This is a genomic window from Ruegeria sp. BF8 (assembly GCF_056538625.1).
In genome coordinates this window covers 934,073-949,114 of the sequence record NZ_JBQFTL010000001.1, presented here as the reverse complement: position 1 = coordinate 949,114, position 15,042 = coordinate 934,073, and the positions used below count along the sequence as shown (strand labels likewise).

Genomic DNA, 15,042 nt, shown 5'->3' with positions numbered 1-15,042 from the left:
GGTTTACCTGACCCTAGGTGAACCAACGAAAGGGGCGGCTGCCTGAATTTCCTTGCGCCGTTTCTGAATTCTGTGCTCAACGTCCCAGCAGCTGCATCAAGGGTTCAAGAACCATGCCCCACGCCTACCTGATCCTCCTTCTCGCCGTTATCGCCGAGACAATCGGAACGACCGCACTGCAGGCCAGCCAGCAATTCACCCGGTTCTGGCCCTCGGTTCTGGTGGTGGTGGGCTATGGCTTTGCCTTTTACCTGATGGCGCTGACGCTGAAGGTAATGCCCGTCGGCATCGTTTATGCAATCTGGTCCGGGCTTGGCATCGCTCTGATTGCGCTGATCGGCTTTGTGGTTTTCGGCCAACGGCTGGACTGGCCGGCGGTTCTGGGCCTTGCGATGATTCTGGGCGGCATTCTAGTCATCCACCTCTTTTCGCAGACTGCGGGCCACTGATCGCGCGTTAGGGCTGGTAACTTGTGCCGCGCCGCGTTATGCGCGCGGCAACTTCCCGTTCAAAGGCTGACCTCATGGACCTGCGCAACATCGCAATCATCGCTCACGTGGACCACGGTAAAACGACCCTGGTAGACGAGCTACTCAAACAATCCGGTGCATTCCGGGAAAACCAGGCCGTGGCCGAGCGCGCCATGGACAGCAACGATCTCGAACGTGAACGCGGCATCACCATTCTGGCCAAGGCCACCAGTGTCGAGTGGAAAGGCACGCGCATCAACATCGTTGACACCCCCGGCCACGCCGATTTCGGCGGCGAGGTCGAGCGTATCCTCAGCATGGTCGACGGTGTTGTGCTTCTGGTCGATGCCGCCGAAGGCCCGATGCCCCAGACGAAATTCGTGACATCGAAGGCGCTGGCACTGGGTCTGCGTCCAATCGTGGTGCTGAACAAGGTCGACAAGCCCGATGCCGAGCCCGACCGCGCGCTGGACGAATGCTTTGACCTGTTCGCCAACCTCGGCGCCGACGACGACCAGCTGGATTTCCCTGCCATGTACGCCTCGGGGCGGTCCGGCTGGGCCGATATGGAACTGGACGGCCCACGCAAGGACCTGTCCGCCCTGTTCGACCTCGTAGTCGACCACGTTCCCGCACCCAAACAAGCTGAGCGCAAGGATGAACCCTTCCGCATGTTGGCGACCACTCTGGGCAGCGACCCGTTCATCGGTCGCATTCTGACCGGCCGTGTGGAAAGCGGTACGCTCAAAGCGGGTGACAGCCTCAAAGCGCTCAGCCGTGACGGCAAGCTGATCGAGAATTTCCGGGCTACCAAGATCCTGGCCTTCCGCGGCCTCAGCCAGCAACCGATCGACGTCGCCGAAGCGGGCGACATCGTGACCATCGCAGGCATGAGCAAGGCCACCGTTGCGGATTCGCTGGTGGCGCCCCAGGTGGACGAGGCCCTGCCCGCCCAGCCGATCGACCCGCCGACCATCACCGTCACCTTCGGTATCAACGACTCGCCGCTGGCGGGGCGTGACGGCAAGAAGGTCCAGTCGCGCGTCATCCGCGACCGCCTGATGAAGGAGGCCGAATCGAACGTGGCGATCCAGATCACCGACACCCCCGGCGGCGAAGCCTTCGAGGTTGCGGGCCGCGGTGAGTTGCAGATGGGCGTTCTGATCGAGAACATGCGTCGCGAAGGGTTCGAGCTCAGCATCTCGCGCCCGCAGGTTCTGTTCCGCGAGGAAGACGGCCAACGCCTGGAGCCCATCGAGGAAGTTACCATCGACGTGGATGACGAATTCTCGGGCGCAGTCATCGAAAAGGTGACAGGCGCGCGCAAGGGCGAGTTGGTTGAGATGCGCCCCGCAGGAGTTGGCAAAACCCGCATCATTGCGCATGTCCCGTCGCGTGGCCTGATCGGCTATCACGGTGAATTCCTGACCGACACCCGCGGCACCGGCGTTCTGAACCGCGTGTTCCACGGCTGGGCACCGCACAAGGGCCCGATCCCCGGGCGGCGCGCCGGCGTTCTGATCTCGATGGAGAACGGCCAGGCCGTCGCATACGCGCTGTGGAACCTGGAAGAGCGTGGGCGGATGTTCGTCGGCCCCCAGACCGATGTGTATCAGGGTATGATCATCGGCGAACACTCGCGGGATAATGACCTTGAGGTGAACCCGCTGAAAGGCAAGAAACTGACCAACGTGCGGGCCAGCGGTTCGGACGATGCTGTTCGCCTGACACCGCATGTCCAGTTCTCGCTGGAGGAGGCCATCGCCTACATCGACGACGATGAGCTGGTCGAAGTAACTCCGAACGCGATCCGGCTGCGAAAGCGGTTCCTTGACCCGCACGAACGCAAGCGCATGGCCAAGTCAGCCTGACTTCGGTCCGTTCGATTTTGGACGGGTCGGAAACAATGGCGCGAATGTGACATTTTTGCGTCCATCTGAAACGGTGTTTTCTCAGGGAAGCCATGAATGGTTCATGGCTTCCCTTTTGTTTTACCTGCAATTTCGTCCATAAGATGAGTTAATTCCGCATCGCTATCGCGGTGTTGCCCTTGAAAATGCGGCGTGATAGGGGTGTATTTGTGTTCAAAGTGTGTCATCGCCACGTTGTTCGGTGATGAGTTTAACGAGTTTAAGGAGGCGCGATATGCGCATCAAATCCCGTCTACTGACAATAGTATTTGCTTCAGCTTCATTGCCTCTGATGTCCGGTGGACCTGTTGTCGCCGCGGACAAGTGTACGATCCAGACAGCCCGGCAGTCGGTTTCCACAGAAACCCTGTGTGCCTGTACGGTCGTGGATGCACGGATGCTGCGTTACATCCAGCGTCGTGCCGATTTCGAAGACATTCTTGCCCGCACTTTGCAGACCTGTCCTGCCTTTGCGGCCGTACTGACGGATTTCCCGACCGCGTCGATTGGTACGGTTGATCAAAGATCCGGCGACGGCCCTTCGGAACAGAGCGGGAGCTCAGGCGGTGGTAGCTCCAGCGGCGGTAGCTCCAGCGGTGGCAGCTCCAGTGGAGGCGGTTCCAGTGGTGGCAATCCTCCACCGGCGGCACCTCCGGGAGGTTCAGGCGGTAGCTCCAGTGGTGGCAGCTCCAGCGGTGGTAGCTCCAGCGGTGGTAGCTCCAGCGGTGGTAGCTCAAGCGGCGGCAGCTCCAGTGGTGGGTCCGGCGACGGCGGTGGCAGCTCCAGCGGCGGCAGCTCCAGCGGCGGTTCTGGCGATGGTGGAAGCTCCAGCGGAGGCAGCTCCAGCGGCGGTTCTGGCGATGGTGGAAGCTCCAGCGGAGGCAGCTCCAGCGGTGGGTCCGGTGATGGCGGCAGCTCAAGCGGTGGCAGCTCCAGCGGTGGGTCCGGTGATGGCGGCAGCTCAAGCGGCGGTAGCTCTAGCGGTGGGTCCGGTGATGGCGGCAGCTCAAGCGGCGGTAGCTCCAGCGGTGGGTCCGGTGATGGCGGCAGCTCAAGCGGCGGTAGCTCCAGCGGTGGGTCCGGCGATGGCGGCTCGGGCGGTGGCGACGGCGGTGACGGCGGCGGCTCGGGTGATGGCGGCTCGGGCGGTGGCGACGGCGGTGACGGCGGCGGCTCGGGTGATGGCGGCTCGGGCGGCGGCGACGGTGGCAGCTCAAGCGGCGGCAACGGTAACGGCGGCGGCAACGGTAACGGCGGCGGCGTCAACGGTAATAATGGCGGTGGAAATGGACCGGAAGGCGCAAGCCCTGGTCAGGGCAACAACGCCAACAATGACGAGGACTAACCGCCTTTGGTCGTGATGCCACGTTTCAGTGGCAATCTGGCATACAAATGAAAAAGGGCGATGAATTCATCGCCCTTTTTTTTTGCTGGAGCCTTCAAGAAACTCAAATCGCTGTGGCTTCTTAGCTTCGCCCGTAAATCCCAACCCAACGCTGGGGCTGTTTCGGATCCTGCATCCGCAGGAACAAATAGCGTGTGGCCGACCAGGGTTTGATCCGATTGGTCAGGTTGTCCAGCACGAGATCACCTTGATTGGAGCGGTAAACCAGAACCGCGTGGGGGCCGCGGCGGGTGTCCAAAACGGTCGCCAGCAAAAGCTTGTTGGGATCAATTCCAGCCTTGATCAGGTCACGCTTTTTCAGCAGCGCAAAATCCTCGCAATCACCGCCGCGCGATGTTGGCAGGGCCCAACGCTCCCGCGTCTTGTACTGCACTTGGTCCGTGACCTCACGCGTTGTCGCATTGACCTGGGCATTGATTTGCTTGACCAGTCGCAGTTCCTGATGGCTGGGCAGCGAAACCGACTTCTTGTTCGCACAAGCCCAAGCATACTGGCGGCACAAGGTCCGTGCGCCCGACGGCGGTGGCGAAGCCGAAAACCCCGAAATGAAAGCTGTCTCTGAAGCGCTGGCTTGTCCTGTCGCAAGAACGGCACCGCCGATAACTCCCAACACACCCAGAGCCAATGTGGCCTTGCTGGCCGCGCGACTTGCCACTGTGTTGAGCCTGTCCAAAACCCGTTTCATGCCTGTCCCTCGATCCCATACGTTCGACTGACTGCCGCTTCTGAGGACCATATTCTGCTTTTGGAAACTATCCGTTAACAGACTGGCTCTGGCAATCCTCGGTCAGGTTGTCGGCAAAAAACGGCGGAAATTCGTAACTCAATATGACCTTTTCCGCGCAAGAAAATGGCGAAGCCTGACACAATTAGAGGTAGAACGTCATAGTTTCGCCGCCACAAAAAAGCTCAACCCATTGAAAGTATGAGGGAAATTTTTCTGCGGGACGTGATCACCGGAACACTATCGGCCCAATTACAGGATCGGCGTCGCAACTTTGGCTGACGTTGCGTCACCCAAAGCGGGTTCCGGAGCCAATCCAAGACCGGCTCCGGTTGATTCTCACTCGGTCGTTTCGACGACCAGCAATTCGCGCTCGCTTGCGCCCCGGGCGTGGCTCAGGGCTTCTTGGTATTCAGCCGAGTTGTAACAGGCGACGGCGGCTTCAACCGACGGGAACTTCGCCACGACATTGCGGGGCCGCTCTTTGCCTTCCAGTTGGACATAGCGTCCTGCACGGGCAATGAACGTGCCCCCATGTTTGGAAATGGCCGGGCCGGCAAGCTCGGCGTATTTGCCATAAGCTTCGGCATCAGTAACCGTGACATGTGCAATCCAGAGTGCTGGCATCTTATCCTCCCAAAACCTCTTCCGCGGCCTTGATGGCCGCCGCGGCGTTGGCGGCATCGCGACCACCGCCCTGCGCCATGTCGGGACGCCCGCCGCCGCCCTTGCCGCCCAGTTCCTGCACGGCGGCCTTGACCAGATCGACGGCCGATATCGACTGCGTCAGGTCGCTTGTGACACCGGCAGCAACTGCAGCCTTGCCGCCCGTGTCGGCGATCAGAAGAACGGCGCCCGATCCCAGCCGCGCTTTGTGCTCATCAATGAGGGCCGGCAGATCCTTGCCCGACACACCATTCAGAGCCTGTGCCAGGAACTTGACGCCGTTGATCTCTTTGGCTTCCGCGCCGCCGCCTTGACCGGCTCCACCGGCCATCGCCAGATCGCGGCGCAGCTGCGCCACTTCGTTCTGCAACGACTTGCGCTCGTCCAGCAGAGCTTTGATGCGATCGACGACATCATCCGGCTGCGCCTTCAACTCGGCAGCAATCTGGCCAAGCCGCCGATCCTGCTCGGTCAAGTACCGCAATGCAGAGTCCCCGGTCAGAGCCTCGATCCGCCGCACGCCCGCGCTGCTTGCACTGTCACCCAGAATGACAAAGGTCCCGATATCTCCTGTCTGGCGCACATGCGTACCGCCACACAGTTCGATCGACCAGGTTTGGCCGTCGTGGCCCTTGCCGGTCTGGGCCTTGCCCATCGAGACGACCCGGACTTCGTCGCCGTATTTCTCACCGAACAACGCCTGTGCCCCCAAGGCGCGGGCATCGTCCGGGGTCATGATACGGGTTTCGACCGTCGAGTTCTGACGAATGAACTCATTCACCTCGCGTTCCACGGTCTGCAACTCAGCCTGTGTCAGCGCTTTGGCGTGGCTGAAATCAAACCGCAGACGGTCGGCAGCATTCAACGATCCGCGCTGTGCAACATGATCGCCAAGCGTTTCTCGCAGCGCTTCGTGCAGGAGGTGGGTCGCCGAGTGGTTCGCTCGGATGGCCGAGCGCCGGGCGTGATCAACTTCGAGCTCGACGGCATCACCTTTGGCGATCGCACCGCTGTCCACGACGATCTTGTGTGCATAGACCTTGCCATCCGCGAATTTCCGGGTGTCTTCGACCGTCGCTCTCTGGGTGCGGTCTTCAAGACGCCGGATGCTGCCGGAATCGCCAACTTGGCCACCGGCCTCGCCGTAGAAGGGTGTCTGGTTTACGACCACCCAGCCGGATCCGCCCTGCTCGATACGGTCCACAAGGTCACCGTCGACCACCAGAGCCACAACCTGACCCTCAGCCATTTCGGTTTCGTAGCCCAGGAAATCCGTCGCACCGCTTGCGTCCAGTATGTCGAACCAGACCGCCTGATCTGCTGCCTCGCCCGAACCAGCCCAGGCGGCGCGCGCCTTCGCCTTCTGCTCGGCCATGGCGGTGTCGAACCCGGCGGTATCAACCGTCCGACCTTTCTCGCGCAGGGCATCCTGGGTCAGGTCAAGCGGGAAGCCATAGGTGTCATACAGCTTGAAAGCGGCATCCCCGGGCAGTGGCGCCCCGTCCGGCAGGCCCGCCACTTCGTCATCCAGCAGCTTGAGCCCCCGGTCCAACGTCTGCTTGAACCGGGTTTCCTCCAACAACAACGTCTCTTCGATCAGAGCCTGAGCACGACCCAGCTCGGAATACTGCGCGCCCATCAATTGAACCAGTGTCGGAACAAGTTTGTGCATGACCGGATCCTTGGCGCCCAGAAGATGCGCGTGGCGCATGGCCCGGCGCATGATCCGGCGCAGGACATAACCGCGACCATCATTCGAGGGCATGACCCCGTCTGCAATCAGGAAAGAGGTCGACCGCAAGTGGTCGGCAATCACCCGATGGTGCACATTCTGATCGCCGTAGGGGTCCACATGCGTGACTTCGGCCGAGGCCTCGATCAGTGTCTTGAAAAGGTCGGTGTCATAGTTGTCATGGCTGCCCTGCAGCAACGCGCCGATCCGTTCCAGACCCATGCCGGTATCGATCGACTGCATGTCCAGTTCACGCATCGAGCCGTCTTCGAACTGCTCGTTCTGCATGAAAACGATGTTCCAGATCTCGATGAACCGGTCACCGTCTTCCTCGGCCGATCCCGGAGGTCCGCCCCAGATATGGTCGCCGTGATCATAGAAGATCTCGGTACAGGGGCCGCAGGGACCGGTCGGGCCCATTTGCCAGAAATTGTCGCTGGTGGCGATGCGGATGATCCGGTCTTCGGGGACGCCGACTTTCTTCCAGATTTCAAACGCCTCGTCATCGGTATGATAGACCGTCGTCAGCAGACGGTTCTTGTCGATCCCGAACTCCTTGGTGATCAACTCCCAAGCGAACGGAATCGCTTCCGATTTGAAATAATCGCCGAACGAGAAGTTGCCCAGCATCTCGAAGAACGTGTGGTGGCGGGCCGTGTAACCGACATTGTCCAGGTCGTTGTGCTTGCCGCCGGCGCGCACGCATTTCTGCGCCGTGGTAGCACGTGTGTAGTCGCGGGTCTCAAGGCCGGTGAACAGGTTCTTGAACTGCACCATGCCCGAGTTAACGAACATCAGCGTCGGGTCGTTGCGCGGCACAAGCGGGCTCGACGCGACCACTTCGTGCCCTTGTTTGGCAAAGTAGTTCAGAAAGGTTGAGCGGATATCGTTCAGCGTGGGCATTGGGCTCTCTCAGCGCGCATTCATGATCTATCGCGACGGTTTAGCCCCCTGCCCGCCGATAGTCCACAGGATTGCTGCACCGCAAACGAAACAAGGTGAACCCGAAGGATCACCTTGCCAGTGTTCTCTCGGATCTTCCGATCAGGCTTCGAGAATATCATCCTCATCCGCCGCAGGCGGCATGTCGAAATCAAGTCCGTGCGCGGCACGGATCTTATCCTCGATTTCCAGCGCAACCCGACTGTTGTCCCGCAGGTATTGCTTGGCATTTTCACGCCCCTGCCCGATCCGCTCATCCCCATAGCTGAACCACGAGCCGGACTTTTCGACCACACCGGCTTTGACGCCAAGATCCAGCAGTTCGCCCATCTTGCTGATGCCCTCACCATACATGATGTCGAATTCCACCTGCTTGAACGGCGGGGCCACCTTGTTCTTGACCACCTTCACGCGGGTCTGGTTACCGACCACCTCATCGCGGTCCTTGATCGCGCCGATGCGGCGGATGTCCAGACGGACCGAGCTGTAGAATTTCAGGGCGTTGCCCCCGGTCGTAGTTTCCGGGCTGCCGAACATGACGCCGATCTTCATGCGGATCTGGTTGATGAAAATCACCATGCAGTTGCTGCGGGCGATCGAGCCGGTCAGTTTGCGCATCGCCTGGCTCATCAGCCGGGCCTGCACACCCACATTGCTGTCGCCCATGTCGCCTTCCAGCTCGGATTTCGGCGTCAGCGCCGCCACCGAGTCCACAACGACCATGTTGACCGCCCCGGAACGCACCAGCGTATCGGTAATCTCCAGCGCCTGTTCACCCGTATCGGGCTGCGAGATCAGCAGTTCGTCCAGATCCACCCCAAGCTTGCGGGCGTATTGCGGGTCCAGCGCGTGTTCCGCATCGACGAATGCACAGACGCCGCCGCGTTTCTGCTGCTCGGCGATACAATGCAGGGTCAGGGTCGTCTTGCCCGAGCTCTCCGGGCCGTAGATTTCGACAATCCGACCCATCGGAAGTCCGCCGATACCAAGGGCAATATCCAGCCCAAGTGACCCGGTCGAACTGGCTTCGATCTCCTGCCGGGCACCATCGCCCAGTTTCATGATCGAGCCCTTGCCGAACTGCCGCTCGATCTGCGCCAACGCGCTGTCCAGCGCCTTTTGCTTGTCGGGGTTTTTCTTGTCGTTCATTGTCAGAAGATCCGCCATTGTCCTGTCGCCTTCCCTTTTGTCACACCCATCACCGGGCGGCAATCGCTGCTTTGTTCGCCTCTTGTTCCTTATGAGATCAAAAAGAGAACATATCAACAAAAACTTTCATTCCTTACCCTTCGATGAAGAGGTTAAAAAGTCGTTTACTCTGATCTCGAAACTGCTCAATCATGCCCAAGGCTCTGTCTTTTCAATGAAACTTTGCTTGCGCAGGCTGGCGATTTTGTGCGGAAGCAATTGACCTTGGCTGCCGGGGCGGACAATCATGTGGCACGACAGCCTTCGGCGCAGGAAAGACATGAAATGCTGATCTTCTTCAAGGAACGCCTTGCGCTTTTGTCCCTGCCCAAAACCGGAAGCACCGCCTATCAGGTCGCGTTGCGGGACCGGGCGGATATCGTGGTGTCGGGTCCACCGGATCTAAAACATGCGCCTGTGCGTCGCTACGACCGTTTCTTCCAGAACATTTTCCGCAAGATGTACGACACTGAAATGGAAATCATGGCCGTCGTGCGCGAACCCGTCGATTGGCTGGGCAGCTGGTACCGGTACAGGACGCGCACCGAATTGACGGGCCACCCGCATTCGACCGACGGCATGTCTTTCGACAAGTTTGTCCAAGCCTATATGCAATCGCCCCGTCCCGCGTTCGCCGATGTCGGCAGCCAAACTGAATTCTTCCGGACCCGCAGCAATGGCGCCGGTGCTTCGCATATCTTTCGCTACGAACACCAGGACGAGATTCTGGACTTCCTTCAAGATCGACTGAACGCCCGGATCGATCTGACCCGCGAAAATGTATCGCCCAAGCGGGAACTGATACTGTCTGACCAGACCTTGGATACATTCCGCAAGGCTCATGCCGCCGAGTTTCGTCTGCATCAGCAGGCGCGTTAGTTGAGGTGCTGAAACACCGCCTCGGTCAATTGTGTCAGTGAAAAAGGCTTGGGCAGGAAGGTCGAATGTCTGATCTCCGGCCCAGCATCGCCAAACGCGCCTTCGGTATAGCCCGACATGAAGACCACCCGCACATCGGGCCGGCTTTCAAGCGCCTTGGCAACCCAGGTTGGACCATCCATTCCGGGCATGACCACGTCCGTGACGAAGACGTCGACGTGCAGGTTCTGATCCGCAAGAATGCGCAACGCGTCCTCGGCAGAGCCCGCCTCAAAGACGGTATAGCCCTTGAGGCGCAAGGCACGGGTGGCAAAGGCGCGTACCGGCGCCTCATCCTCGACCAGCAAAACGACACCTTCGCCTTGATGCGCGTTCGGTTCCGGTTGTGCCGGCGGTTCGATCGCAACCTCGGTGTCCCGTGCCAAGCAGACCGGCAGCATGACGTTGAATTCGGTCCCACGCCCTTCGGTGCTGTCCACGAAGATGAAGCCGCCGGTTTGCTTGACGATGCCATAGACCGTCGACAAACCCAGACCGGTCCCCTCGCCTGTCCGTTTGGTCGTGTAGAAGGGTTCGAAAATCTTCTGCAGCTTGTCTGACGGAATACCGACGCCACTGTCGATGACCTTGACCGAAACATATTCACCCACCGGAACCGTCGCCCTGTCCCGCATCAGCGGCTCGGTCAAAGAAAACACCTCGGTTTCGATACGGATTTCTCCGCCGTCGGGCATGGCATCGCGCGCGTTCACTACAAGGTTCATGACGACCTGTTCCAACTGCCTCTTGTCTGCGCGAACGGGCTTGAGAACCGGATCATGACTGAGGATCAGCTTGACCTTCTCGCCCACCAGGCGGTTCAACAAGTGGATCAGGTCGGAAATGGTATCGCGCAGATCCAGCACTTCGGGTCGCAGAGTCTGTTTTCGGGAAAAGGCCAGCAACTGGCTGACCAACGCAGCGGCCCGGTTGGCATTCTGGTTTATCTGGACGAGATCGCCGTAGTTCGGATCATTTTGATCATGGCGCAGCAGCAGCAGGTCGCAATGTCCGGAAATGGCTGTCAGCAGGTTATTGAAATCATGCGCCACGCCGCCCGCCAGCTGCCCGACCGCCTGCATCTTTTGCCCCTGGACGAACTGAGCCTCCAGCGTCTTGAGTTCGGTCGCGTCGTTCAGCACGGCAACAAGGCGCACCTCACCGTTCTTGACGATGCGGGTCAAGGTCAGTTGCACGAAGACCTCTCGGTCCTTTCCACCCAGCCGCAGGAATTCGGAACGTGGTGGCCCATCGCACGCGGCGACCTGAAGCAGCCAGTCCCGCAAGGGATGCCCCAATCCGCTCAGAACCGTGTCGATATTGGTCTGACCAAGTTCAACATCACCGATCAGCTTGCGCGCCAGTCGATTGGCATCCAGAATCTCACCGCCCGGAGCGATGTGCATCATGGGTACCGGGACGTCGGCGAAAGTCGTGGTCCACTGATCTGCAGGCGCGTCGTCAAGCACGACCAGCGCTATATCCCGGCCCGCGCTGGTTTTTCGTACCTCGCACACGAATACCCGCCGCGAACCTTCTTGAGCAGGCAGGCGCAGAACCGTTTCACCGGATATGACCTCCGGCGTCAGAGCCTCGGCCGCGCCCACTTCGCTGCCTCGGAGCATCGCCTCGGCGGCGGCATTCATGTTCAGGACCACGTCATTTCGCCCGAGCGTCACGATTGGAAGCGAAGCAGACGCCCAGGGTTGCCGACCCGAGGCCTTGATCCGCCACAGGTACAGATCATCGCCAAGGTCGATCGCCAGAACTGGAATTGTCGTACCCTTTGTCACGATGTCTTCTGCCGCGCGCCCTTCGACTTGCGCCAATGACTGCATCCGAACCAGTATCGCCGCAGGATTGGCGAAAACGGACCGCAAACACATGTCCAGCCTTGCGCCGGTTGTGGCGTTGAACCTGTCCCGCGCTGCGGAGTTCACGATCAGCACCCGCCCGTTGGCATCCGTGATGAAACCCGGAGCGGGCTCTTTTTCAAGAAACGACGCGAGTATGATCTGCGCCTGTTTGTCTTCGCGGTACGAGAACCATCCGCGCAACAGAACAAACGCGCCAACGGCCAGAAAAGACCCTCCAACCGCTAGCAGGCCCGAAACCAACTGAGGTGAGATCGGAAAGAGTTGGGCGAGAATGACCAACAAAAGCGCAACACCGACCAGAGAAATGGCCCGCGACCAACTCGGAAAATGTCGTCCGGTCAAGCTTGGCGTAAATTGAGCGACCTCGGTCATCAACAACTCGATTCAAAATCAATCCACGGCATATCGTGGTACAAAGAGTTAATATCCGCTTAAGAAATCCAGCGGACATTCTCCTTTAAGTTGTTTTCAGCGTATCAGCGTCGCGTCAAGTGGGCGGAATAGAAGCCGTCGGTGCCGTGTACAACCTGCCACAATCGGCTGAACATGCATTGCCATTCCGGATGCGACGACAGGAACGTGTCTATGACTCCTCTGTTTTCGACATCCAGGATCGAACAGGTGGCGTAGGCCAATACACCGTCATCACAGACGAGGGGTGCGGCTGCGTCCAGAATGGACAATTGTGTCTGAGGCAACTGGGTCAATTGCTCGGGCGTCAATGCCCATTTGCCCGCGGGTGCGCGCCGCCACGAGCCGCTCCCGGAACAGGGGGCGTCAGTCAGCACCACGTCAAACGGGCCGAGTTTTTCCAGGTCATCTGTGGACAGGATCGTAATGCGCGCTCCCGCCCGTCGTGCTCGGTCAGGAAGGTCACGCATGCGCCCGGGGTTGGCGTCATGGGCGAAGACTTCGACACCGCCAGAGGCGGCCATGGCCAACGCCTTGCCGCCACCCCCGGCACAATAGTCCAGAACCCTCATGCCGGGTCTTAGGTTCAATGCAGCAACGACAGCCTGGCTCGCCGCATCCTGCAACTCGACCAAGCCGTCACGATAGCTTTGGGATTGCGAAACCTTCCGGGCACCATCGACGACTTCAAGCGCCGTCTCGCAGGCCGGGTGCGGCGCAGTGGAAATCCCTTCCCGCGCCAGTGCATCCACCGCCTCTTGCATGCTCGTGCGGGCCAGATTGACCCGCAGGTGAACCGGAGCGCGTGATTGCAGCGCGGCGGCGGCCTCTCTGGCACTTTCACCAAGCGACCGCTCGAACACCGGCCAAAGCCACTCGGGTATGTCAAACTGTTCGGCTTCCGTTTCGAATGGACGTCCGACCTCGTCCGCCGTGACGGGGTCTGGGGCGTGACCAACTCCGTTGAACAGATCGACCGGGTCCTGGCCCCGGGACCGCAGAGCGCCCAACATCAGGCCTCGCCCGGTCCTTGCACCGCCGATCGCAGCGAAAGACCGAAGATGCCGAAGCGCGTCAAAGACATGGTCGCGGATCGCCGCCCTGTCCTTCGATCCCGCAAAACGGCTGCGCCGCGCCCAACCCGTCAACGCTTTCTCGGCGGGAGTTCCGCCCAGAAAATCGTCTAGGATTTCGATAGCGGCCTGAACGCGCGCGCCTGGGGTCATGTCGAGGTCCTGAGTCCGACGGAAACCGTCACATCACGCGGTAGTTGGGGCTTTCGCGTGTGATCTGCACGTCATGCACGTGGCTTTCCTTCAGACCCGCTCCGGTGATCTTCACGAACTGACAATTGCGGCGCATTTCATCAACAGTCGCGCAGCCGGTATAGCCCATGGCCGCACGCAGACCGCCGACCAGTTGATGAACGACGGCGCTGGCCGAGCCCTTGTAGGGCACCTGTCCCTCGATCCCCTCGGGCACCAACTTGTCATTTGCGGCGTCTTTCTGGAAATAACGATCGGCCGAGCCGCGCGCCATCGCGCCCAGGCTGCCCATGCCGCGATAGGATTTGAAAGAGCGGCCCTGATACAGGATCACCTCGCCCGGGCTTTCGTCGGTGCCGGCGATCATCGAGCCAACCATGGCGCAGGACGCGCCCGCCGCGATGGCCTTGGCGAAATCGCCCGAGAACTTGATACCACCATCGGCGATGACCGGCACGTCGCCAGCCGCAGCCGAGCAATCCATGATTGCCGTCAACTGGGGCACGCCGACACCGGCCACCATGCGCGTGGTGCAGATCGAGCCCGGCCCGATCCCGACCTTGACCGCATCGGCGCCAGCGTCGATCAGGGCCTTGGTTGCGTCGCCCGTTGCGACGTTGCCCGCGATGATCTGCACTTCGTTCGACAGGGCCTTGATCCGCTTCACCGCGTCCAGCACCCCTTGGGAATGGCCGTGCGCCGTGTCGACCACGATGATGTCGACGCCAGAGTCGACCAATTGCTCGGATCGTTCAAAGCCGGCATCGCCAACCGACGTGGCCGCCGCAACCCGCAGCCGACCCAGATGGTCTTTGCAGGCCGTGGGGTTCAGCACCGCTTGTTCCGTATCCTTCAAGGTCAGCAGACCGGTCAGTTTGCCCGATCCGTCGACGACCAGCAGCTTTTCAATCCGGCGAGCCTTCATCAGGCTCTTTGCCTCTTCCAGGTCGGCCGGCTCCTGCAGCATCGCCAGATTATCCGTGGTCATCATCGCGCGGATCGGCTGGTCGTCCGACGTGGCAAAACGCATGTCGCGGTTGGTCACGATGCCCACGACGCGGCCTTCGTCATCCACCACCGGGAACCCCGTGAAGTTGTAGCGTTCAACCAGGGCCTTGGCATCGGCCAGCGTTTGATTGGCGCGCAGGGTGACGGGGTTGTAGACGATGCCGGATTCGAAGCGTTTGACCCGGCGCACCTCACGCGACTGCTCCTCGACGGTCAGGTTCTTGTGGATGACCCCGATGCCCCCGGCCTGCGCCATTGCGATGGCCATCCGCGCCTCGGTCACCGTGTCCATGGCCGAGCTGAGCAGCGGTATGTTCATGGTGATCGCGCGCGTCACGCGCGTGGACGTGTCCGCCGTTGCCGGCAGCACCGACGAGGCCGCCGGAACCAAAAGAACGTCATCAAAGGTGAGTGCCTCACGAATCTGCATCTGCTAACCCCATGCAAAACCCCGTTTGGCGGTGACCCTATTGCATGGTTTCGACCAAAGGAAAAGCCCCTGCCCCAACTTGTTCGCCCACAAACC

The 15,042-nt window shown here is 60.4% G+C and carries 10 protein-coding genes; 3 read left to right on the top strand and 7 right to left on the bottom strand.

All coding sequences use genetic code 11. The features are described 5' to 3' along the window. Positions 1-113: 113 nt before the first annotated feature. Positions 114-449 (top strand): DMT family transporter, encoded by a 336-nt coding sequence (locus tag ACR0LD_RS04680; RefSeq protein ID WP_170339109.1) that lies wholly within the window; start codon positions 114-116, stop codon positions 447-449. 74 nt (positions 450-523) lie between these two features. After that, positions 524-2,341, top strand: coding sequence for a translational GTPase TypA (gene typA, locus ACR0LD_RS04675; RefSeq protein ID WP_170338557.1), 1,818 nt, complete (start codon positions 524-526; stop codon positions 2,339-2,341). A gap of 1,505 nt (positions 2,342-3,846) precedes the next feature. Here the strand turns inward: typA and ACR0LD_RS04670 are convergent. From ACR0LD_RS04670 to recA, 4 genes are all read right to left on the bottom strand, one after another. Beyond that, positions 3,847-4,470 (bottom strand): transglutaminase-like cysteine peptidase, encoded by a 624-nt coding sequence (locus ACR0LD_RS04670; protein ID WP_170339104.1) that lies wholly within the window; start codon positions 4,468-4,470, stop codon positions 3,847-3,849. A gap of 378 nt (positions 4,471-4,848) precedes the next feature. Continuing rightward, a complete protein-coding gene (locus tag ACR0LD_RS04665; protein ID WP_093962104.1) occupies positions 4,849-5,136 on the bottom strand; it encodes a DUF1330 domain-containing protein in 288 nt (95 codons plus the stop codon). 1 nt (position 5,137) lies between these two features. Then, positions 5,138-7,810: an alanine--tRNA ligase gene (alaS, locus tag ACR0LD_RS04660; RefSeq protein WP_480635742.1), complete on the bottom strand. Its 2,673-nt coding sequence runs from the start codon at positions 7,808-7,810 to the stop codon at positions 5,138-5,140. A 141-nt stretch (positions 7,811-7,951) separates the two neighbouring features. After that, the gene (recA, locus tag ACR0LD_RS04655) at positions 7,952-9,016 is read right to left on the bottom strand and encodes a recombinase RecA (protein WP_170339099.1); all 1,065 of its coding nucleotides are present in this window, start codon (positions 9,014-9,016) and stop codon (positions 7,952-7,954) included. Positions 9,017-9,322: 306 nt separating this feature from the next. Between recA and ACR0LD_RS04650 the strand changes: the two genes are divergently transcribed. Next, entirely contained in the window at positions 9,323-9,916 is a 594-nt protein-coding gene (locus tag ACR0LD_RS04650; RefSeq protein WP_170359204.1) for a sulfotransferase family 2 domain-containing protein, read from the top strand. Here the strand turns inward: ACR0LD_RS04650 and ACR0LD_RS04645 are convergent. The 3 genes from ACR0LD_RS04645 to guaB form a co-directional block, all read right to left on the bottom strand. Then, positions 9,913-12,204 (bottom strand): hybrid sensor histidine kinase/response regulator, encoded by a 2,292-nt coding sequence (locus ACR0LD_RS04645; RefSeq protein ID WP_480635740.1) that lies wholly within the window; start codon positions 12,202-12,204, stop codon positions 9,913-9,915. The two genes, ACR0LD_RS04650 and ACR0LD_RS04645, sit on opposite strands and share 4 nt — an antisense overlap. Before the next feature lie 104 nt (positions 12,205-12,308). Continuing rightward, on the bottom strand, positions 12,309-13,469 hold the full coding sequence (locus tag ACR0LD_RS04640; protein WP_480635737.1) for an RsmB/NOP family class I SAM-dependent RNA methyltransferase: 1,161 nt from the start codon (positions 13,467-13,469) through the stop codon (positions 12,309-12,311). 28 nt (positions 13,470-13,497) lie between these two features. Then, the gene (gene guaB / locus ACR0LD_RS04635; protein ID WP_170359199.1) at positions 13,498-14,946 is read right to left on the bottom strand and encodes an IMP dehydrogenase; all 1,449 of its coding nucleotides are present in this window, start codon (positions 14,944-14,946) and stop codon (positions 13,498-13,500) included. Between the last annotated feature and the right edge of the window lie 96 nt (positions 14,947-15,042).

Coding starts and splice junctions, on each gene's coding strand:
- ACR0LD_RS04680 (WP_170339109.1), top strand. CDS start 114: ATGCCCCACGCCTACCTGATCCTCCTTCTCGCCGTTATCGCCGAGACA.
- typA (WP_170338557.1), top strand. CDS start 524: ATGGACCTGCGCAACATCGCAATCATCGCTCACGTGGACCACGGTAAA.
- ACR0LD_RS04670 (WP_170339104.1), bottom strand. CDS start 4,470: ATGAAACGGGTTTTGGACAGGCTCAACACAGTGGCAAGTCGCGCGGCC.
- ACR0LD_RS04665 (WP_093962104.1), bottom strand. CDS start 5,136: ATGCCAGCACTCTGGATTGCACATGTCACGGTTACTGATGCCGAAGCT.
- alaS (WP_480635742.1), bottom strand. CDS start 7,810: ATGCCCACGCTGAACGATATCCGCTCAACCTTTCTGAACTACTTTGCC.
- recA (WP_170339099.1), bottom strand. CDS start 9,016: ATGGCGGATCTTCTGACAATGAACGACAAGAAAAACCCCGACAAGCAA.
- ACR0LD_RS04650 (WP_170359204.1), top strand. CDS start 9,323: ATGCTGATCTTCTTCAAGGAACGCCTTGCGCTTTTGTCCCTGCCCAAA.
- ACR0LD_RS04645 (WP_480635740.1), bottom strand. CDS start 12,204: ATGACCGAGGTCGCTCAATTTACGCCAAGCTTGACCGGACGACATTTT.
- ACR0LD_RS04640 (WP_480635737.1), bottom strand. CDS start 13,469: ATGACCCCAGGCGCGCGCGTTCAGGCCGCTATCGAAATCCTAGACGAT.
- guaB (WP_170359199.1), bottom strand. CDS start 14,946: ATGCAGATTCGTGAGGCACTCACCTTTGATGACGTTCTTTTGGTTCCG.